This window comes from Ruminococcus sp. N15.MGS-57 (assembly GCF_000980385.1).
GTDB lineage: Bacteria > Bacillota > Clostridia > Oscillospirales > Ruminococcaceae > Hominimerdicola > Hominimerdicola aceti.
Map to the genome: position 1 here is coordinate 1 of NZ_LARF01000010.1, position 18,972 is coordinate 18,972.

Genomic DNA, 18,972 nt, shown 5'->3' on the forward strand with positions numbered 1-18,972 from the left:
AATAAGTACGAAGTTATAGATATTTACAGGATAATCAATCCACAAAGTATTGTAAAATATGATGATATAACCGCATGGAACAGCAGAGATTTTCTGAGCTTTAAGGAAAAATTCGGTGCTCCGTATGCCGAATCTCTTGACAATGACAAGGAACATGTTTTAGCCGATGTATATATGTATGAAATTTCAGATAGCAATAAATATGCGATCGTGGCTGTTGGCAGAGATGACGGCTCGATCAATGCGCTGTCTGTTAAGGATATAGACAGCCGTTGGAGCGAAGATAATGAATATGAATATATTTTAGAGAATGAATAGATTAATGGCAAGGAATTAAATAACAAATGAGCAGCGAAATAATCGGAACAAAATTCAAGTACACGGTATTAACATTGACACCGTTTTCTTCACACCATTTATGCACTGTAAGTCAGCTACTTTTCTGTGCCTGGATCTGGGCTGACCATTCAGTCAGGCGAAATTCGTTCTTTACCGTTGCGATCGTTGTTTTCATTATCATTATCTTTATCTCCACATCTAATTTGGTCTAAGCAGCTCTATAGACTTTTTGAGATTGGGTAATTTACTCTATGGAGTTGCTTGAAGTTTATTATACTTCTTTAGTCATCGGTGGGGTAGATGCGGAGGGTTTGATGGTTACATTCAAATTCACAACGTTAATGATAGATGATATTTTAGAAGATGTCCCCGTGATTGATACAAATAGATATACTTGATGTAAAAATAGAAAATGTTTATTCGTCGTTTGGTGGGAAAGGAAATGTTATGAAATTAGAAAAACAAATTACAAATGAAGAGCTGCTTGAACTTACAAAAAAAGCATTTGAAAATAACGAGGTTGCTGAGTTCCTTTGCGGAGAGAAAGGATATGCTTGTCCTATAAGTCACTTTGTTCCAGCAAATGTACCAACGGATTTTAGTAGAATTATAGATTTTGGAGTATACAAACTTTATGAGGAAACTAAAAATGAAAAAATTGTTGCCAAATTCGAAGAAGCCATATTGTATCTTCTTGATTGCGATCCAGCAAAGAATTGGATAGCGTTTATGGTATGTTGGAATCAAATTAGGAATGAGAAAAGACACGAAGCACCATTTAAATTCATTAATCAAGAGTTAATTGAGAAATTGAAGGAAACGCTATTAAAACACGAAAAGGAGCTTCGTGTTTGTAAGGAATGGCAAGGTTGGAATGAAGAAAATGGGCTTTGGCAGGAAATTACAAGAATTAATAACATTGCAACTAAAGATTATGGGGTGAGTATATTATGAATATAGACGAAATATTTAGTAAAGGTGCATCTTATTTAATATCTGAAAAAGGTTATGAAGACTATATTTCAGGCAAAGATGTTACATTGTGACGTCCTGTTGGAGATGATACTGTTGTTTTGGTTGCACCAAGTGCCGAAATTGATGAAGCTATAATTAAAACCAAATCCGGATGTTAACCCTAATATAGAAGAAATTGGCAACACGAATTCAATAAATGGAATCCCAACCAAACAATTAAATAATCTATATAATTCATTAGGAAGAGATTCTGAGTGCTTACGTTTCATTCATTGTATTTACTATACAAGCGCAGCAAGAGGTTTTATAAGGTTTCTCTTTAAAATACCCTTAAATACTTTTATTATTGTGAGGTTTAGACTATGGCATTTGTTAATGAAAAGCTGACTCCAACGCAAAGAGAGGAACTGGCTAAGAAAAAGATTAAGAACCCATACGGGAGCTTTATGGACACGACAGAAGGTATCATGCCCCTGTACTTAACTATTGACAAAAATTCTGAAACATGGTTAGCACATTGCTATAACCATCATGATACGAATAATGATATAGAGGAATTTATCTTTATGTATAAATCAAATCCGATACCTGTTCAAGCAATAAAGAGTATTCATGAACAACAAGTTTGTTGGAAAATAACACGTATTGATTTCCCGAAAGGATTGCTAAACGATAAAGAACACCTTCAAATTTTGTTAACTGACGCGTTCAAAGCTTACAACATATCCGGATGGCCTGGCGAAGAAAGTGGACAGACTAAGGTAATATATGGCTATGAGCAAGGAGGTGTATTGTAATGTTGACGTTATTGGAAGCATTAGATGAGCTCAATTCAAAATCAGAAAGTGAACTTACGCTTGATTATCTTGAAGAACTTGCTAAAAAAGTATCTATCGAACCTGTGCCTCATTTAACGATTAAAGGCTCTGAGATGACCTAAAATAGGTCTTATCAGAGCCTTTTCACTTTTTACCTTTATATTTTTTAACGAAAGGTTGTTCTAGGGGTGTGCATTTATTCTGGCAGCAGGACGCAGGCACAGAAACCGGGTTCGGGCTGATAGCAATATATGGTGAGGTCTTTCCCAATCTCAGGGCTAAAATCTTTCAGCGTGTGCTTTGTGCCGTTGAGTGCTACATCTGCGTAAGATACCAGCCATTTTCGGTCTCCGTTGCGAAATACTTCATAAAAAGACCGATTCAGCATTTCTTCCACGGGCACACCCTCAACTATCGCCATCTCCTTGTTGCAGTAGCGGAAAATAAAGTCAACACCGTGACCATCCTCATCGAATACAAGCTCGATAACGCAGTAAGCCAGAGGCATTTCGTCCATAATACTGCACTTCTCGTAGAAACCCAACGGCGGGTCGAATTCCTCCTTATGCGACGGAACGTCTAGCCCAAGCTCCTTACGCAGCCGATGTGGATGGGCTGAATGGCAGCTTTGACAAGACCGAGTTTGATCTTGCTTCTGCAGAGAATACAACAATTGAAAACGCCCCAACAGACACAACTGCTTTTGGTATTTCCGGAGGTGCGATCACAAAAGATCAGAAGATCGGAACTATTACAGTAAAGATCACCTCAGATACCTCAGACACAACTATGGTGAAAAATTTGGAGGATCTGCGCGGTGTATTTGAAAATGGTGGCAAGGCAAAGCTAAACAACGATCTTAACGGAGCATACGAGATGCTGACGCTTTCGTCAGGAAAAGATCTGGAGTTTGATCTGAACAGAAAGACGCTGAGCGTCGAATCTATTTCACTCTCAAATGATGGCAACGAAACGCTGACGCTGCGCAACGGTACTATCGGTTGTTATGTGCAGATGAATGGAAGAGCTGAACAACATCTGATCGTTGACAATTGTACTCTGAATGGGTTGGGCGACAATAATAATTACTCAGATGTGACCTTGAGAGATTGTGTCATCATGAAAGATTGCTTTACTAGCTATGGCGGCATTTGGAAATTCGAGGGAGTCAATAATATTACCGGAACAATGAAAGTTAAGAAAGATGTCACCATTTCCGGCGATTTTACGTTAGGGACGCTTAAAGTTCCCATGGTTACTACCGGTACGCCGACCTTAAAACTGTCGGGTAATATTCGGATAGGCAAATTCTCCTTTGATAATGTTTATAGAGAAGAGGCAAAGATTGTCTGCGGTGTGGGTACATATAACTTTAAGCCGGATGAATATGAAACAGGCAGATATGGCGGTATTCAACTAGCAGAGGGATGCACCGTTAGTGGACCTGATGAAAACGGCATTTACACCGTTACAGCGGAATAAGGAGGGCAGAAAAATGAAAAAAAGTTATTATATCCATACTGTCGCTGGCAATGACAGCCTCTATGGCGGTTCCTGCCTTTGCGGACACCACTGCCGACGTGCAGGGCAAATATATGGCAGGTGCGGAATCTCCTGTAACTATATCCGCCGACATTACTTGGGAAGATATGACCTTCGATTACACCGAGGGCGAAAAGACTTGGAATCCTGAAACACATCAGGTCGATCAGGCAGACGGCAAATGGACTAGCGATACAAAGGCTATCACAGTTACAAATCACTCTAATGTGGGCATTATGGCGAAGTTTAATTTTGCTTCCGAGGGTGATATTGAGGGCAGTTTCACTAAAGACGGCACTTCAACTGACAAACTTGCGCTTGACACTATAAAGAATTTGGATGAAGGCTCAGCCGCTCCGTCTGACACGATGAACTTCGGCATTACTGGTGGTGCTATCAGTGAAAATTGCAAGCTGGGAACTATCACGGTGTATATCACTCCTAATGACGGCAGGCAATTATATCTTCACGGAAACTGAACTTACTGAAGCCGCTGTAAAAAACGCACAATGAAAAAAGACTGCTTTCTACCCCGAAAAAATGGTAGAAAGCAGTCTTTTTTTGTGGTATAATACTATGCACTGTTTTGTATGTGTCAAGTTTTATTATACAGGATTAACTTTATTTTTCGCCAATAAGTTTACGCTGCTTTATATGCTTTTTACCAGAATTGGCAAAAAATTAGGCAGCCGTTACCGACTACCTAAAGAACTTATTCTACTCTGCAATGACCTTGTATATGATAAATGCCCATAGTGCAAGAGAAATTATCATCACCATATAAAAATACCAATGTTTTGTTTTGTGACGGAAAAATTCCATGCCCAGAAATCCTCCTGTAAAGCCGCCAAGCAGGCTCAGACCAAGGAGCGTTTTCTCAGGTATCCGCCATTTGTGTGCTCTTGCCTTGTGCTTATCTGCACCAAAAAGTATGAACGTCAAAAGGCTCATTGCGGAAAGATATATTATAATGTATTTCAGCATATCTTTGTCCTCATATAAACAAAGGGCGGAAAAGCTCCGCCCTTGTATTTTTGTTTTTTTACTTGAAGTAAGCTACGCCGCTTTCAAATATTTTCTGATCCTTTTCACCAGGAACGTTCTTTGATACGCAGCAGCCCTTACGCTCTGAGTGACCCATTTTACCAAGAACACGTCCGTCAGGTGAGGTGATACCCTCAATAGCCTGGAATGATGTGTTGGGGTTGCAATGAATGTCAAATGTAGGTTCTCCGTCAAAGTCAACATACTGTGTAGCGATCTGTCCGTTTGCAGCAAGCTGTGCGATTTCCTCTGCTGTTGCAACGAAACGTCCCTCACCGTGTGAGATAGCCACGCTGTGGATATCGCCTACCTCACAGCCTGCAAGCCATGGTGACTTGTTGGAAGCGATCCTTGTGTTTACCATTTTAGACTGGTGTCTTGCAATGGTGTTGAATGTCAGTGTAGGGGAGTCGTCTCTCATATCTCTTATCTCACCATATGGTACAAGACCAAGCTTGATAAGTGCCTGGAAGCCGTTGCAGATACCAAGCATAAGACCGTCACGATTTTTCAGCAGGTCATGGATAGCGTCTGTAAGTCTTGGGTTTCTCAGGAATGATACGATGAACTTGCCTGAGCCGTCAGGCTCGTCGCCTCCGCTGAATCCGCCTGGGAGCATTACTATCTGTGACTCTTTTATCTTCTTCTCCATTGCGTCAACAGACTCCTTGATAGCCTGTTCTGTGAGGTTTCTTACAACGAAGATGTCAGCCTCAGCGCCTGCCTTTTCAAAGGCTCTTGCTGTATCGTATTCGCAGTTTGTGCCAGGGAATACAGGGATAAGCACCTTTGGCTTTGCCACCTTGATAGCAGGTGCAACTCTCTTGTCTGCCTTGTAGCTGTACTTTTCAGGCTTTTCAGCAGGCTCTTTCACATGAACAGGATATACAGGCTCAAGCTTGCCCTCCCAAAGTGTCTGGAGCTTGTCAAGGCTTATTGTGTAATTGTCTGACTTTATCTCGTAGCTTTCTGTTGTTTCACCGATAACTCTCTCGTCTGTGTCAACGCCCTCTGCAAGCTCGATAACAAATGCGCCATAGCAAGCTCTGTAAAGCTCTTCTGCTGTGAGCTTGTCTGTGAACTTAAAGCCTATCTTGTTACCAAATGCCATTTTTGCAACAGCCTCAGATACACCGCCGTAGGATACAGCCCAGCATGAAAGCACCTTGCCCTCAGCAATAAGCTTTTCTACCTTTTCAAATACTGCCTTCAGTGAATCGAAGTTCACAAGCTTGTTGTCGTCATATTCAGGCTTGATAAGGATTACCTTAGAGCCGGCCTTCTTGAATTCCTGTGAAACTACCTTGTCTGCGTCTGTTACTGAAACAGCGAATGAAACAAGTGTAGGTGGAACGTCTATTTCCTCGAATGTACCTGACATTGAGTCCTTGCCGCCGATAGAACCGCATCCCAGTTCTATCTGTGCCTTGTATGCACCGAGGAGAGCAGACATAGGCTTGCCCCAACGCTCAGGATCATTCTGTGTTCTCTCGAAATACTCCTGGAATGTGAGCCAGCACTTCTCATATGTACCGCCTATTGCGATGACCTTTGCGATAGACTCAACTACAGCGCTCATTGCACCGTGGTATGGGCTTACAGATGAGAGATATGGGTCATAGCCCCAGCCCATAATGGACGTTGTCTTTGTATTGCCGTGAAGAACAGGGAGCTTTGCAGCCATTGCCTGTGTAGGTGTGTTCTGATATTTACCGCCAAATGGCATAAGAACTGTGTTTGCACCGATTGTTGAGTCAAATCTCTCAATAAGGCCCTTCTGTGAGCAGATGTTGAGGTTTGATATCATAGACTCCCAGCGGTCAGCAGTGTCTTCCTCGTTGCTCTCCGCAGCGAAAACAGGTGCAGGGATAGAGATATCTGTGTGCTTTTCAGCTCCGTTTGAGTTAAGGAACTCTCTTGTAAGGTCAACGATAGTGTTGCCGCACCAGTTCATTTTAAGTCTTGGCTCAGCAGTTACTCTTGCCACCATTGTTGCTTCAAGGTTTTCCTTTGCAGCCTCAGCCATAAACTTTTCAAGGTCGCTCTTTGCGATAACAACAGCCATTCTCTCCTGTGACTCGGAGATAGCAAGCTCAGTGCCGTCAAGACCGTCATACTTCTTTGTAACAGCGTCAAGGTTGATAGAAAGTCCGTCAGCAAGCTCGCCGATAGCAACGGAAACTCCGCCTGCACCGAAGTCGTTACAACGCTTTATCATTGAAGTAACTTCAGGGTTTCTGAACAAACGCTGAAGCTTTCTTTCCTCAGGTGCGTTACCCTTCTGTACCTCAGCTCCGCAGTTTTCAAGTGAGTGGAGGTTGTGTGATTTTGAAGAGCCTGTTGCTCCGCCGCAGCCGTCACGTCCTGTTCTTCCGCCAAGGAGGATAACGATATCCTCAGGCTCAGGTCTTTCACGTCTTACGTTCTCAGCAGGAGCAGCACCTACTACAGCACCTATCTCCATTCTCTTCGCAACATAGCCCGGGTGATATATCTCGTGAACGTGACCGGTAGCAAGACCTATCTGGTTGCCGTATGAAGAATAACCGTTTGCCGCACCTACAACTATCTTTCTCTGTGGAAGCTTACCTGTGATAGTGTCCTCAACAGGAACCAGCGGATTGCCTGCACCTGTTACTCTCATTGCCTGATATACATATGAACGTCCTGACAGCGGATCTCTGATAGCACCGCCGAGGCAGGTAGCCGCACCGCCGAAAGGCTCGATCTCTGTAGGGTGGTTGTGTGTTTCGTTTTTGAACATGAGCAGCCAGTCCTCAGGATTGCCGTCAACGTCAACAGTTATCTTAACAGAGCAAGCGTTTATTTCCTCACTCTCGTCAAGGCCTTTGAGCAGACCAGCCTTTTTAAGCTGCTTTGCGCCGATACAAGCAAGATCCATAAGTGTAACAGGCTTGTCAGTTCTGCCTGCATAAAGGTCTTTTCTTGTGTTGATATAGTCTGCAAAGGTAGCAGCTATGTAGTCAGAGTCGATAGAAACGTTATCGACGATAGTGGAGAATGTAGTATGACGACAGTGATCAGACCAGTATGTATCTATCATTCTTATCTCAGTGATAGTAGGATTTCTCTTTTCAACGTTCTTGAAATAATCCTGACAGAACTTGATATCGTCAAAGTCCATTGCAAGACCCAAGTCTGTGAGCATGAATCTCAGGTCATCGTCTGTTGAATAGATAAAGCCCTCAACAGTCTTGACTGTGGTAGGGATAGTGTACTTGATATCGAGTGTATCGAAGCAATCAAGGGAAGCTTCTCTTGACTCAACAGGGTTTATCATATAGTGCTTGATCTGGTCAAGCTCTGCTTCTGTGAGTTTGCCAGAAACGATATAAATTCTCGCTGACTTGATAGTAGGTCTTTTCCCTCCAGTGAGAAGTGAGATACACTGTGCGCAGGAATCAGCTCTCTGATCAAACTGACCTGGCAGATACTCAACTGCAAAAACGAACTCGTCAGCTTTTACAGCAGGCAGGTGATCGTAAGTAACGTCAACAGCAGGCTCAGAGAAAACGACTGGTGCTGCAAGGTCGAAATCCTCTCTTGAAAGACCCTCTGCGTCATAGCGGTTTATAACTCTCAGACCTGTAAGGTTTTCAAGTCCCAGAGCTGACTTTATTCCGCTGATAAGTGAATTTGCTTCAACTGCAAATTCAGGCTTTTTTTCTACATAAATACGGTAAACAGACATGGCTACATCTCCTTATAATAGTTACTTCTATTATACTACATTTTTCGCATATTTGTCAATAAAATTCTTATTATTCGGCATGGCATATAATTATGTGTGAATAAGCGTTGGCTCACTTGTTGATTTTTTAGTTCATAAAAGCAGAAATACCGCACCATTACAGTGCGGTATCCCTAAAATATTAATCTGCAAACGGATTTTCTGTTGGATAAAGCATACCCTTTGGCTGATTGAAGCCTATGTCTGTTATGCCAAGATATGTCATAACACTGTGGAGTGCCTTTCCATAGTGACCAAAAGCAACAGCACCATGGTGAGGATAGTTCTTCTGAACGAGAACATGGCGGTAAAATCTGCCCATTTCGTTGATAGCGAAAATACCGATAGAGCCGAATGAACGTGTTGCAACAGGAAGAACTTCGCCCTCTGCAATATATCCTTTGAGCTGTGCGTCAGCCGTTGACTGGAAGCGGAAGAATGTTATATTTCCGTCAACGATATCGCCCTCAAGTGTACCTCTTGAAATATTAGGCTCGCTGTCTGGCTCAAGATTTCTCTTCATTATACGCTGGAACTTCATCTGAGGCTCTTTTACAAGGCATGAAGCTGTGTTTCCGCAGTGGAAGCCCATGAATGTATCCTTATGTGTGTAAGGGAACTTTCCTGCGATATCATCATTGTATATGTCCGCAGGAACAGTGTTGTTGATGTCAAGGAGCGTAACAGGCTTCTGTGATACACAAACGCCTATGTATTCGCTGACAGCACCGTAGATATCTACTTCGCAGGCAACAGGAATGCCTATCTTTGTAAGTCTTGAATTAACATAGCAAGGAACGAAGCCAAACTGCGTCTGGAATGCAGGCCAACACTTGTTTGCAAATACAACATATTTTCTTGAGCCTTTGTGAGCTTCTGCCCAGTCAAGAAGGGTAAGCTCATACTGCGCAAGTCTTGGAAGGATGCCTGCCATTTTATTGCCCTTGCCAAGCTCTGCTTCCATGTCAGCCACAACAGCAGATATTCTCTCGTCGCCGGCATGGGCGTTGAATGACTCGAAAAGGTCAAGCTCTGAGTTTTCTTCTATCTCGATATCCATATTGTAGAGCTGTCTGATAGGTGCGTTGCAGGCAAGAAAGTCCTGTGGACGTGGTCCGAATGAGATTATCTTCAGATCCTTAAGACCGAGGATAGCCCTTGCAACTGGAACGAACTCGCTTATCATCTTTGCGCACTCGTCAGGTGTACCAACAGGGTACTCAGGGATATAAGCCTTGATGTTTCTCAGTGCAAGGTTATAGCTTGCGTTGAGCATTCCGCAGTAAGCGTCGCCTCTGTTGTCGATAAGTGCATCACCGCATGGTTCTTCAGCAGCCGCAACGAACATAACAGGACCGCCAAACTTCTTTGCTAGAAGTGTTTCTGAGGACTCAGGTCCGAAGTTTCCAAGATATACAACAAGTGCGTTACACCCTGCTGTGTTTACCTCGTCAAGGGCTTTGAGCATATCATTCTCGTTCTCCACAACTGTAGGACATTCGTAGATATCTCCGTAAGCCTTTTTGTACTCCTGACAGACCTTGATACGTCTTGATTCTGAAAGCGACATAGGGAAGCAATCTCTTGAAACTGCAACGATGCCAAGTTTTACTTCTGGTGTATTTTTCATGTTTCAACCTCCGATTTTCATTTATTTATGACTTTATTCTAGCATACCTTTGTGCTGTTTTCAATAGCTTTTTGTGCAAATTTTCGTGAAATTTAGTTAGCTGCCCAGCATGAAAAAGTGCGTTAGCCCAAGCCACTCTCTCACCCAATATGTGAACAGGTATCGTGGCTCGGTGTAGGCTGAATAAGCGGTGACATTATCCACCCCCTGAGCCTTTGCTATAAGGCTTGCACGGTATTGATGAAAGCCGTCTGTGACGATAGTCATATCATGGCTCATGCCGAGTTCATCGAGTATCTTGAGAGAGTTTTGGATATTTTCGTAAGTTGAAGTGGACTTGTCCTCCATTATTATCCTGTCGCTGTCCATGCCTTTTTCAAGAAGGTAATTTTTCATTGCCAAGGCTTCGCTTATTTTCTCATCATCACCCTTGCCACCTGAAACTATACAAAGCGTATCGGGATTGTCGTTCATAGCCATAATTGCAGCGTCAAGTCGTCTGCGTAACATTCGTGAGGGGCGTTCGCCTTTTACCTGACAGCCAAGCACAACTATAACATTGGCTTTTTCGGGACGGTTTTCCTGCGCTTTGTACATAAGTATGGAAAGAATACCCACATATATTATCCCAGCAAGTATCAGTGTGCTTACAAAGATAAGCCCGAATTTACCTGCGCCATGTCCCCATATTTTTGATATAATACCGCAGAATTTTGTCCAGTTTGCCGTTATGAGCATTAGCATCACCGAAACGATAATGCCAAGCAGGTTGCCCGAGCATATAACAGGTAATGGTACAAGAAACAGAAACAACAGCAAAGTTTCCAGTGCAAGCAATATTATTTTTACGCTCATTAGTTATCTCCTTGTCTTTTTTGTACTATTATAACATATAGCTCTTGTGATTACAAGGGCAAAAGAGAAAAGCGCTCCGCAGCAGCAGAACGCTTTTATAAGGAATGATCTAAGTTGAGATCAGATCACCGAATTTTTCGAGAAAATCACGCTTGTCGTCATATTTAGCTACCAGCGATACAGTTTTCTTTGTGCCAAGACCGAAAATACCCATAAGTGATTTTGGATTGAGTATTTTTGTTCCTGACTGCACCACCAGATCGTATTTGCAGCTTAAAGCCGCTTCATGCAAAGTCTTGATGTCATTAAGATCGTTTATCCTGATATAAGCTTTGATCATATTCGTGATTATGCCCTTTGGCATATCCTCCTTTCGCAATAATAACCTCTGAAAAAGTAAAAAGAACCGAAAATTTCTGAGATTTTCGTTTCTTATTACATTGGCAACAGCAGTTCTATACTTATATGTCACATATCTTAATCCATATATAATTATATGCCTGTGTGAACAAATAGTAAACAGATATTGTGTAAAATATTATATACGAAGATATTAATATGAATTTTACTTATTTCATGTTAATTTGTTATATAAAATTTGGATAATTAATCATGTTAAAACGTTTTAGTTAATGTGGAACTTATATAAAAGCTATAACAAATCAGCTAAAAGTTTTCTTATTACGAAAATCTCAAACGTTTTATATGCGCTTTGAATGAAAATACAACAAAAGTAGAAAGTGTATATTCGTAAATATATTAAACTATATGATGATATTTTGCAAAAATGCGAAATCGTTTAAATTTTGCAACAAAAAAAGCACTGAGCTTTTAAAACTCAGTGCTTTCGTGATATCAAAGTTTAGTCAACAATAAATTCTTTGATCTCGTCAAGGAATTTAGTAGCGTCGTCTGTGTGTGCTACGAGCTGGATAGGATTTGAAAGGTCAAGGCTGAAAATACCCATAATTGACTTAGCGTCAACTGCATATCTTCCTGACGCAAGATCCACATCAAAGTCGTACATAGAAACTACGCTTACAAACTTCTTTACCGCTGCAATGGAATCGAGCATGATTTTTACCTTTGTCATAAATATTCCTCCTTCAGAATGATCGGTATATCCGATCTTGATTCCCACATAAATTCTGTAGATCTTTTCTCTACAATTTATATTATAAACGATTTTTCTGATTTGTCAATGGATATTTGCAAAAAAAATTAAAATATGGTACAATAGTCAAGAGTGATAAAAATCAAAGTTTAGATTTATGCAATATGCACATATATTATTGCAACTTATTGTGCATTATAAACATTTGGCTACTGAAAGGAAATCAAATATGAAAGCCTTTTTCTATACATTCGGCTGCAAGGTAAACCAATATGAAACAGAAAATATAAAGGAAGCAATGCTGTCCGAGGGGTATGAGGTCACGGAGGATTATGCTGATGCAGAGGTCTGTGTTGTAAATACCTGCACTGTTACCGCTCAGTCGGACTCAAAATGCCGACAGCTTATTCACAAGATAAAAAAAGCCAATCCTGAGTGTCTGATAGTTTTGGCAGGCTGTTTTCCGCAGGCTTTTGAAGAGGAAGCTTCTGCTCTTGACGAGTGCGGTATCATAGTTGGCACAGGTGCAAAAAAGGAGATACCTGCCCTTATAAAAAGGTATATCACAAGTGGCGAGCGTATTATCAGGATAGTTCCTCGTGAGAGGGGAGAGGCTTTTGAGAAAATGACAAACTCAGGTGCTGACCAAAAAACTCGTGCGTATATCAAAATTCAAGACGGCTGTGATCAGTATTGCACCTACTGTATTATCCCCACTGCTAGAGGACACATCTGCTCAAAACCTTTGGAGGATATCGCTCCCGAAGTTCAGCAGCTCGTTGACTCAGGTCACAAGGAGATAATCCTCACAGGCATAAATCTTTGCTGTTACGGCAGAGACTTCAAAAACGGCACACGGCTCATTGACGCTGTTGAAGCCGCCTGCGGCTGTGATGGCGATTACAGAGTGCGTATCGGCTCTGTTGAACCTGAGCTTATTTCAGATGAAGATATCCTGCGAATGTCAAAGCTTGAAAAACTCTGTCCGCATTTTCATCTTTCCCTGCAAAGTGGCTGTGACGAAACTTTGAAGCGCATGAATCGCCATTATGATACGGCGGAGTATGCTGAGCTTTGCGAGAAGCTTCGCAGGTATTTTCCAAACTGCGCTATAACCACCGACATAATGGTGGGCTTTCCACAGGAAACTGACGAGGAATTTGAAAATTCGTTGGCATTTGCAAAGAAGATATCTTTTGCAGAAACGCATATTTTCCCGTATTCACGCAGACCTACCACTGTTGCCGACAAAATGAAAGGTCAGCTCGACCGCAAGACCAAGCACAGTCGTGCGGCTCAAATGGCAGATGTATGCAATGAAACGAAGGCTTTGTATCTCAAAAGCCTTGTTGGCACAGTGCAGGAGGTTTTGTTTGAAAAGGAAACAAGCTCTCAGTGGCACCAAGGTCATGCGCCAAATTATGTGACAGTGAAAATACCGAGGACGAGCGAAGAAGTTTCCTTAAGGCGACAGCTTTTAAAGATAGAGATAACCTCGTCAGATGGCGAGTTTTGTTACGGAAAACTTATATGAGTACAAAAAAGAGGACCGCAAATGCGATCCTCTTTCGTTATATCAGATTTTTCTGTGTTCAGCCAAGCTTTGCAAGAATTATCTCTTTCATTTTTCCAGGGTTAGCCTTGCCCTTTGAAGCCTTCATGCACTGACCTACCAGATAGCCCAGAGCATTTGTCTTTCCGCCCTTGTAGTCATTTACAGACTTTTCGTTTGCGGCAAGAACTTCGTCAGCGATCTTTTCAAGTGCGCTGTCATCAGAGACCTGTGCAAGACCCTGTTCCTCGATAATGTCGCTTACCTTTTTGTCCTCCTCGAGAAGAACTGCAAAAACTTTCTTTCCGCCAGCGTTGGAAATGGTCTTTGCCTCGATAGCAGCGACGAGGTCAGTAAGATTGTCAGCAGTGAGCTTTGTATCTTCGAGAGTCTTGCCTGTTGCGTTCATGTACTTAACAAGGTCGCCAAGTATCCATGTTGTATAGCACTTTGCTGGGAACTTGTCCTTTGCCATGCAATCGTCAAAAAGCTTTGCAAGGGAAACAGACTCTGCTATAAACGTTGCGTCCTTTATGTTCAGATCGAACTTCTTTACATATCTGAGTATCTTTACGTTTGGAAGCTCTGGGATACTCTTTTTAAGCTCGTCAACACGCTCCTGCTCAACAACGATAGTGAGCAGGTCCGGCTCAGGGAAGTAACGATAATCCTGTGCGTCCTCTTTTGAACGCATTGGAATGCTCATTCCCTTTTCGTCGTCCCAACGGCGAGTTTCCTGCTCGACCTTTCCGCCTGCTTCAAGAACAGCTATCTGTCTTTCTACCTCGTAGTCGATACCTCTTACAGCGGCAGAGAAGCTGTTTACGTTCTTCATCTCAGAACGTGTGCCGAATGGCTCGCCAGGCTTGTGAACAGATACGTTTACATCACATCTGATAGAGCCTTCCTGCATCTTACAGTCGCATATGCCAAGATACTGTAGGATAGATTTAAGTGTTTCAAGATAAACCTTTGTTTCCTGTGAGGAACGCATATCAGGCTCAGAAACTATCTCGATAAGCGGAACACCGCAGCGGTTAAGGTCAACAAGTGATACACCATGGAACTTGTCAGAGTGGAGCAGCTTACCTGCGTCCTCCTCGATGTGTATTCTTGTGATACCTATTCTTCTTTCCTCGCCGTCAACAAGGATATCAACATAACCCTTGCCGCAGAGAGGAACTTCTGCCTGTGATATCTGATAAGCCTTTGGCAGGTCAGGGTAGAAATAGTTCTTTCTGTCCTGCTTGCAGACACGGTTTATCTCGCAGTTGAGTGCGTGACCCATTCTTATTGCATAATCAACTACCTTTTCGTTAAGAGTAGGCAGTGTGCCAGGCATACCCATGCAGATAGGGCAAACCTGTGAATTGACTTCAAGACCGAACTGGTTCTTGCAGTCGCAGTATATTTTTGATTCGGTATTAAGCTCAGCATGAGTTTCAAGACCGATTACAACTTCGTAGCCTTTTACCATTTTTGTGACCCCTTTCCTTAAAGCTCAGGCATTTTGAATCCGCCAACAAGCTGCTCATAAGCATAAGCTGTGTTAAGCAGACGCTGCTCTGTAAACTTTCCGCCGATAAGCTGCATACCAACAGGCAGACCCTTGTCGTCATATGCACAAGGAATGCTTATTGCAGGCAGACCTGCAATGTTCACTGTAACAGTGCAGACATCGTTTGCGTACATTTTAAGGGGATCGTCAGTGTTTTCACCGATCTTGAATGCTGTTGACGGAACTGTAGGAGTAGCGATAACGTCAACGTCAGCGAACTGAGATGCGAACTCCTGCATTATTCTCTTCTGAACGAGCTTTGCTTTCTTGTAGTAAGCGTCATAGAAACCTGATGAAAGCACGAATGTGCCAAGCATTATTCTTCTCTTTACTTCGTCGCCGAAGCCCTCTGAACGTGTTCTCTCGTACATATCAACAAGTCCGTCATATTCTTCAGCTCTGAAGCCGTATCTTACACCGTCAAATCTTGCAAGATTTGAAGAAGCTTCTGCAGAAGAAATGATGTAGTATGATGAAAGTGCATAATCTGTAGACGGCAGAGAGATCTCCTTTACAGTTGCGCCCTGCTTTTCAAGCTCTTTCACAGCGTTCATTACAGACTGCTTAACGAATGGGTCGATACCCTCGCCGAAATATTCTTTTGGGATACCTATTCTCAGACCCTTTACGTCAGCCTTGAGGTCAGCCGCAAAATCAGGATACTCTCTATAGGAAGAAGTAGCGTCATACTTGTCATGACCAACGATAGCGGACTGTACCATAGCAACGTCCTTTACGCACTTGCCAAGAGGTCCGATCTGATCCAGTGATGAAGCGAAAGCAACAAGACCGTATCTTGAAACGCTGCCGTATGTAGGCTTCAGACCTACAACGCCGCAGTATGAAGCAGGCTGTCTGATAGATCCGCCTGTATCAGAACCAAGAGTAACGATAGCCTCTCTTGCAGCAACAGCCGCAGCAGATCCGCCTGATGAACCGCCAGGTATCCTCTCTGTATCAAATGGGTTTTTAGTAGGCTTAAAATGTGAGTTCTCAGTTGATGAACCCATAGCGAACTCGTCCATGTTGAGCTTGCCTGTTACAACGATATCGTCAAGCTTGTTCATTACAGTTGCATTGAAAGGCGGAACATAATTGCCAAGCATTTTTGACGCACAAGTTGTTCTCAGACCCTTTGTTGAGATATTGTCCTTGATACCAACAGGTATACCAGCCAAAGGTGAAAGTTCCTCGCCCTTTGCAAGCTTTTCATCTATCTCAGCGGCTTTTTTCATAGCGTTTTCTTCGTCAAGTGTCAGATAAGCGTCTACCTTGCCCTCAACTGCTTTTATTCTGTCAAAAACAGACTTTGTAAGCTCTGCGGAGCTTATTTCCTTGTTCTTTATCATTTCTGACAAGTCGCAGGCATTTCTTTCAAAAAGTTCCAATTATAACACTCCTTACTCTACTGTTTTAGGCACGACAAGACAGCCTGCCTTTACCTGAGGAGCGTTCTGCATAAGCTCCTGTCTTGTGAATTTATCCTGAACAGCCACGTCTTTTCTGAGTATCATCGGGTTGTCAGGGTCAAGGGTCATTTCGTCCTGAATGTCGGGGAGCTTTTCAACCATTCCCACGATGTTTTCCATTTCTGACTCAAACTTATCAAGCTGATCGTCTTCGATGCGAAGTCTTGCCAGCTTGGCAATGTGTTTAATGTCAATGTTCATTTTACATTCCTCCTGTTTTATTTATATAAAAAGATATTATCTTATTTTATCATATCCTTGAACTGTTCTTCGGTGATTATCTCGATACCAAGCTGCTGAGCTTTATCAAGCTTGCTTCCTGCTTCCTCACCTGCAAGAACATAGTCCGTTTTTTTGGACACCGAGCCGCTTGCTTTGCCGCCGTATTTCTCAATGAGTGCTTTTGCTTCGCTTCTTTTCAGTGTCGGCAAAGTGCCTGTGAGAACAAAAGTCTTTCCTGCAAAGCGGTCGTCTATCTGTATCTTCTCATACTTTGTGTTTATCCCACATTCTTTGAGCCTTTGGATAAGCTCTATCATATGCTCTTCATGGAAAGCGTTGTAAACGCTTTGCGCCATTACGCCGCCAAAGCCGTCTATCTCGGATATCTGCTCAGAGGAAGCGTTCATGATGTTGTCAAGGTCGCCGAACTTGTCGCACAGAAGCTTCGCAGAAGCCTGTCCGATATTTCTTATGCCCAAACCAAACACCAATCTGTCCAAAGAATTGGACTTTGACTTTTCTATAGCACTAAGCAGATTGTTCGCTGATTTTTCCTTGAAGTTGTCAAGCTGAAAAAGCTTGTTTTCGCTCAGAGTGTAAAGGTCAGCCACAGAGGTGATAAGCTTGTTGTCAAGAAGGGTGTGAACTATCTGCGGACCAAGACCGTCAATGTTCATTGCGCCCTTTGAAGCAAAGTGAACAATGCTTCTGAATATCTGCGCAGGACATTCAACGTTCGGACACCTTACTGCCGCTTCTTCCTCGGACTTCACAAGCTTTGTTCCGCATACAGGACAGCACTCAGGAAGCGTGAAAACTCCGTCGCCATGTTTTTCCACAGAACCCAGCACCTCGGGAATGATGTCTCCTGCCTTGCGCACCTTGATGATATCCCCCACGGAAATGTTTTTCTCTCTTATAAAATCCTGATTGTGTAGGGTCGCCCTTGAAACGCTCGTGCCTGCAAGAAAAACAGGCTCAAACACGGCCACAGGTGTTATAGCACCAGTTCTGCCCACGTTAAGCTCTATATCAAGCAGCTTTGAGGTCTTTTCCTCAGGCGGAAACTTGTAAGCCACAGCCCACTTTGGCACTTTTGCAGTTGCACCAAGTATCTCACGCTGTCTGAAATCGTCGACCTTTATAACAACGCCGTCAATATCGAATGGCAGGTCAAAACGCTTTTCTCCGATAGCCTTTATGCAGCCTATGACCTCATCAGCGGTAGACACACGCTTGTAATCAGGGATAGTCTTGAATCCCAGTGTTTTCAGATAGTCAAGTGACTCCTTATGGGAAGTAAGCTCCTTGCCCTCTATTTGCTGAACATTGAACACAAAGATATCAAGCTTTCTTTTTGCCGCTATCTTAGGGTCTTTCTGTCTAAGAGAACCTGCGGCGGCGTTTCTAGGGTTTTTGAAAGGCTGCTCGTCATTATCCTCCTGCTCTTTAACAAGGTTCAGAAAAATATTTCTCGGCATATATGTTTCACCTCTGACTTCTATCAAAGGCAGTTCCTCATTTATTTTTATAGGAATGGACTTTACAGTTTTCAGATTAGAAGTAACGTCCTCGCCCACAAAGCCGTCACCACGGGTAGAACCTATGGCAAGCTCACCGTTATGATATTCAAGGGATACCGAAAGCCCGTCTATTTTAGGCTCAACAACGAATTGCGGTTTATCCACAGTCTGCTGAACTGTCTCAATAAAGCTTCTCACCTGTTCAAAGGAAAAAACGTCCTGCAAAGAACCCATTTGCACACGGTGTGTGACTTTCTCAAATATTGATATCGCCTTGCCGCCTACACGCTGAGTAGGGGAGTCGCTTCTGATAAACTGCGGAAACTGCTCCTCAAGACCCTTTAGTTCCTGCTGGAGCATATCGTATTCATAGTCTGTGATCTCGTTCCTGTCCTCAACATAGTAAAGCTGAGAGTGATAATTCAAAAGCTTCACAAGCTCGTCTATACGTTTTTTAGCGTCCTGTTCGTTCAAAATAACACAACTCCGTTTCTGCCAACTTTTTACGGCATATCATACGCAGGGCAATACCACATAAGGATTGTACGCAAGATGCGTAGCCAGATTTTTCGTTAGCTTG

19 protein-coding genes are annotated in these 18,972 nt (G+C 42.8%); 8 read left to right on the plus strand and 11 right to left on the minus strand.

Annotated elements, in window-relative coordinates; genetic code table 11:
• The 5 genes from WS40_RS03120 to WS40_RS11340 form a co-directional block, all read left to right on the plus strand.
• Positions 1–318: hypothetical protein (locus WS40_RS03120; RefSeq protein WP_046440123.1), on the plus strand; the 318-nt coding region annotated here is incomplete at its 5' end.
• Positions 319–590: 272 nt separating this feature from the next.
• Positions 591–737, plus strand: a complete 147-nt coding sequence (locus WS40_RS11335; RefSeq protein ID WP_325208383.1) for a hypothetical protein — start codon at positions 591–593, stop codon at positions 735–737.
• Between the two features lie 49 nt (positions 738–786).
• Complete coding sequence (locus WS40_RS03125) at positions 787–1,293, plus strand: hypothetical protein (RefSeq protein WP_325208384.1); 507 nt, start codon at positions 787–789, stop codon at positions 1,291–1,293.
• A 383-nt stretch (positions 1,294–1,676) separates the two neighbouring features.
• Positions 1,677–2,111: a hypothetical protein gene (locus tag WS40_RS03130; RefSeq protein ID WP_046440127.1), complete on the plus strand. Its 435-nt coding sequence runs from the start codon at positions 1,677–1,679 to the stop codon at positions 2,109–2,111.
• Entirely contained in the window at positions 2,111–2,254 is a 144-nt protein-coding gene (locus WS40_RS11340; protein WP_022287957.1) for a hypothetical protein, read from the plus strand. Before WS40_RS03130 ends, WS40_RS11340 begins: the two co-directional genes overlap by 1 nt.
• Before the next feature lie 74 nt (positions 2,255–2,328).
• Here the strand turns inward: WS40_RS11340 and WS40_RS03135 are convergent, their stop codons facing one another.
• On the minus strand, positions 2,329–2,649 hold the full coding sequence (locus WS40_RS03135; protein ID WP_325208385.1) for a hypothetical protein: 321 nt from the start codon (positions 2,647–2,649) through the stop codon (positions 2,329–2,331).
• 89 nt (positions 2,650–2,738) lie between these two features.
• On the opposite strand from WS40_RS03135, the gene WS40_RS03140 reads away from it, so the two are divergent.
• Together WS40_RS03140 and WS40_RS03145 are read left to right on the plus strand one after the other, a co-directional pair.
• Positions 2,739–3,614 carry a hypothetical protein gene (locus tag WS40_RS03140; protein WP_046440130.1) on the plus strand — a complete coding sequence of 292 codons (876 nt, stop codon included), beginning with the start codon at positions 2,739–2,741 and terminating at the stop codon, positions 3,612–3,614.
• A gap of 50 nt (positions 3,615–3,664) precedes the next feature.
• Entirely contained in the window at positions 3,665–4,153 is a 489-nt protein-coding gene (locus tag WS40_RS03145) for a hypothetical protein (protein WP_046440131.1), read from the plus strand.
• 238 nt (positions 4,154–4,391) lie between these two features.
• On the opposite strand, the gene WS40_RS03150 is transcribed toward WS40_RS03145, so the two are convergent.
• From WS40_RS03150 to WS40_RS03175, 6 genes are all read right to left on the minus strand, one after another.
• A complete protein-coding gene (locus WS40_RS03150) occupies positions 4,392–4,658 on the minus strand; it encodes a DUF1294 domain-containing protein (protein WP_242998281.1) in 267 nt (88 codons plus the stop codon).
• A 58-nt stretch (positions 4,659–4,716) separates the two neighbouring features.
• On the minus strand, positions 4,717–8,430 hold the full coding sequence (locus WS40_RS03155; RefSeq protein WP_046440134.1) for a phosphoribosylformylglycinamidine synthase: 3,714 nt from the start codon (positions 8,428–8,430) through the stop codon (positions 4,717–4,719).
• Positions 8,431–8,611: 181 nt separating this feature from the next.
• Positions 8,612–10,099, minus strand: a complete 1,488-nt coding sequence (locus tag WS40_RS03160; RefSeq protein WP_046440136.1) for an L-fucose/L-arabinose isomerase family protein — start codon at positions 10,097–10,099, stop codon at positions 8,612–8,614.
• A gap of 96 nt (positions 10,100–10,195) precedes the next feature.
• Positions 10,196–10,954, minus strand: a complete 759-nt coding sequence (locus tag WS40_RS03165) for a YdcF family protein (RefSeq protein WP_046440138.1) — start codon at positions 10,952–10,954, stop codon at positions 10,196–10,198.
• A gap of 109 nt (positions 10,955–11,063) precedes the next feature.
• Positions 11,064–11,333, minus strand: coding sequence for an HPr family phosphocarrier protein (locus tag WS40_RS03170; RefSeq protein ID WP_046440140.1), 270 nt, complete (start codon positions 11,331–11,333; stop codon positions 11,064–11,066).
• A 483-nt stretch (positions 11,334–11,816) separates the two neighbouring features.
• The gene (locus tag WS40_RS03175) at positions 11,817–12,047 is read right to left on the minus strand and encodes an HPr family phosphocarrier protein (protein WP_022287796.1); all 231 of its coding nucleotides are present in this window, start codon (positions 12,045–12,047) and stop codon (positions 11,817–11,819) included.
• Between the two features lie 250 nt (positions 12,048–12,297).
• Between WS40_RS03175 and mtaB the strand changes: the two genes are divergently transcribed.
• The gene (gene mtaB / locus WS40_RS03180; RefSeq protein ID WP_046440142.1) at positions 12,298–13,602 is read left to right on the plus strand and encodes a tRNA (N(6)-L-threonylcarbamoyladenosine(37)-C(2))-methylthiotransferase MtaB; all 1,305 of its coding nucleotides are present in this window, start codon (positions 12,298–12,300) and stop codon (positions 13,600–13,602) included.
• 58 nt (positions 13,603–13,660) lie between these two features.
• Here the strand turns inward: mtaB and gatB are convergent, their stop codons facing one another.
• From gatB to ligA, 4 genes are read right to left on the minus strand one after another with little or no spacing between them, the layout of a single operon-like run.
• Positions 13,661–15,097 carry an Asp-tRNA(Asn)/Glu-tRNA(Gln) amidotransferase subunit GatB gene (gene gatB, locus WS40_RS03185; protein WP_046440144.1) on the minus strand — a complete coding sequence of 479 codons (1,437 nt, stop codon included), beginning with the start codon at positions 15,095–15,097 and terminating at the stop codon, positions 13,661–13,663.
• A gap of 17 nt (positions 15,098–15,114) precedes the next feature.
• Entirely contained in the window at positions 15,115–16,566 is a 1,452-nt protein-coding gene (gatA, locus tag WS40_RS03190; RefSeq protein WP_022287799.1) for an Asp-tRNA(Asn)/Glu-tRNA(Gln) amidotransferase subunit GatA, read from the minus strand.
• A 12-nt stretch (positions 16,567–16,578) separates the two neighbouring features.
• Positions 16,579–16,848, minus strand: a complete 270-nt coding sequence (gatC, locus tag WS40_RS03195; protein WP_022287800.1) for an Asp-tRNA(Asn)/Glu-tRNA(Gln) amidotransferase subunit GatC — start codon at positions 16,846–16,848, stop codon at positions 16,579–16,581.
• Positions 16,849–16,889: 41 nt separating this feature from the next.
• Positions 16,890–18,866, minus strand: a complete 1,977-nt coding sequence (gene ligA / locus WS40_RS03200; RefSeq protein WP_046440146.1) for an NAD-dependent DNA ligase LigA — start codon at positions 18,864–18,866, stop codon at positions 16,890–16,892.
• Between the last annotated feature and the right edge of the window lie 106 nt (positions 18,867–18,972).

Bases quoted from the DNA above. Each gene is read 5' to 3' on its own strand.
- WS40_RS11335 (WP_325208383.1), top strand. From the start codon at position 591: ATGGAGTTGCTTGAAGTTTATTATACTTCTTTAGTCATCGGTGGGGTA.
- WS40_RS03125 (WP_325208384.1), top strand. From the start codon at position 787: ATGAAATTAGAAAAACAAATTACAAATGAAGAGCTGCTTGAACTTACA.
- WS40_RS03130 (WP_046440127.1), top strand. From the start codon at position 1,677: ATGGCATTTGTTAATGAAAAGCTGACTCCAACGCAAAGAGAGGAACTG.
- WS40_RS11340 (WP_022287957.1), top strand. From the start codon at position 2,111: ATGTTGACGTTATTGGAAGCATTAGATGAGCTCAATTCAAAATCAGAA.
- WS40_RS03135 (WP_325208385.1), bottom strand. From the start codon at position 2,649: ATGGACGAAATGCCTCTGGCTTACTGCGTTATCGAGCTTGTATTCGAT.
- WS40_RS03145 (WP_046440131.1), top strand. From the start codon at position 3,665: ATGACAGCCTCTATGGCGGTTCCTGCCTTTGCGGACACCACTGCCGAC.
- WS40_RS03150 (WP_242998281.1), bottom strand. From the start codon at position 4,658: ATGCTGAAATACATTATAATATATCTTTCCGCAATGAGCCTTTTGACG.
- WS40_RS03155 (WP_046440134.1), bottom strand. From the start codon at position 8,430: ATGTCTGTTTACCGTATTTATGTAGAAAAAAAGCCTGAATTTGCAGTT.
- WS40_RS03160 (WP_046440136.1), bottom strand. From the start codon at position 10,099: ATGAAAAATACACCAGAAGTAAAACTTGGCATCGTTGCAGTTTCAAGA.
- WS40_RS03165 (WP_046440138.1), bottom strand. From the start codon at position 10,954: ATGAGCGTAAAAATAATATTGCTTGCACTGGAAACTTTGCTGTTGTTT.
- WS40_RS03175 (WP_022287796.1), bottom strand. From the start codon at position 12,047: ATGACAAAGGTAAAAATCATGCTCGATTCCATTGCAGCGGTAAAGAAG.
- mtaB (WP_046440142.1), top strand. From the start codon at position 12,298: ATGAAAGCCTTTTTCTATACATTCGGCTGCAAGGTAAACCAATATGAA.
- gatB (WP_046440144.1), bottom strand. From the start codon at position 15,097: ATGGTAAAAGGCTACGAAGTTGTAATCGGTCTTGAAACTCATGCTGAG.
- gatC (WP_022287800.1), bottom strand. From the start codon at position 16,848: ATGAACATTGACATTAAACACATTGCCAAGCTGGCAAGACTTCGCATC.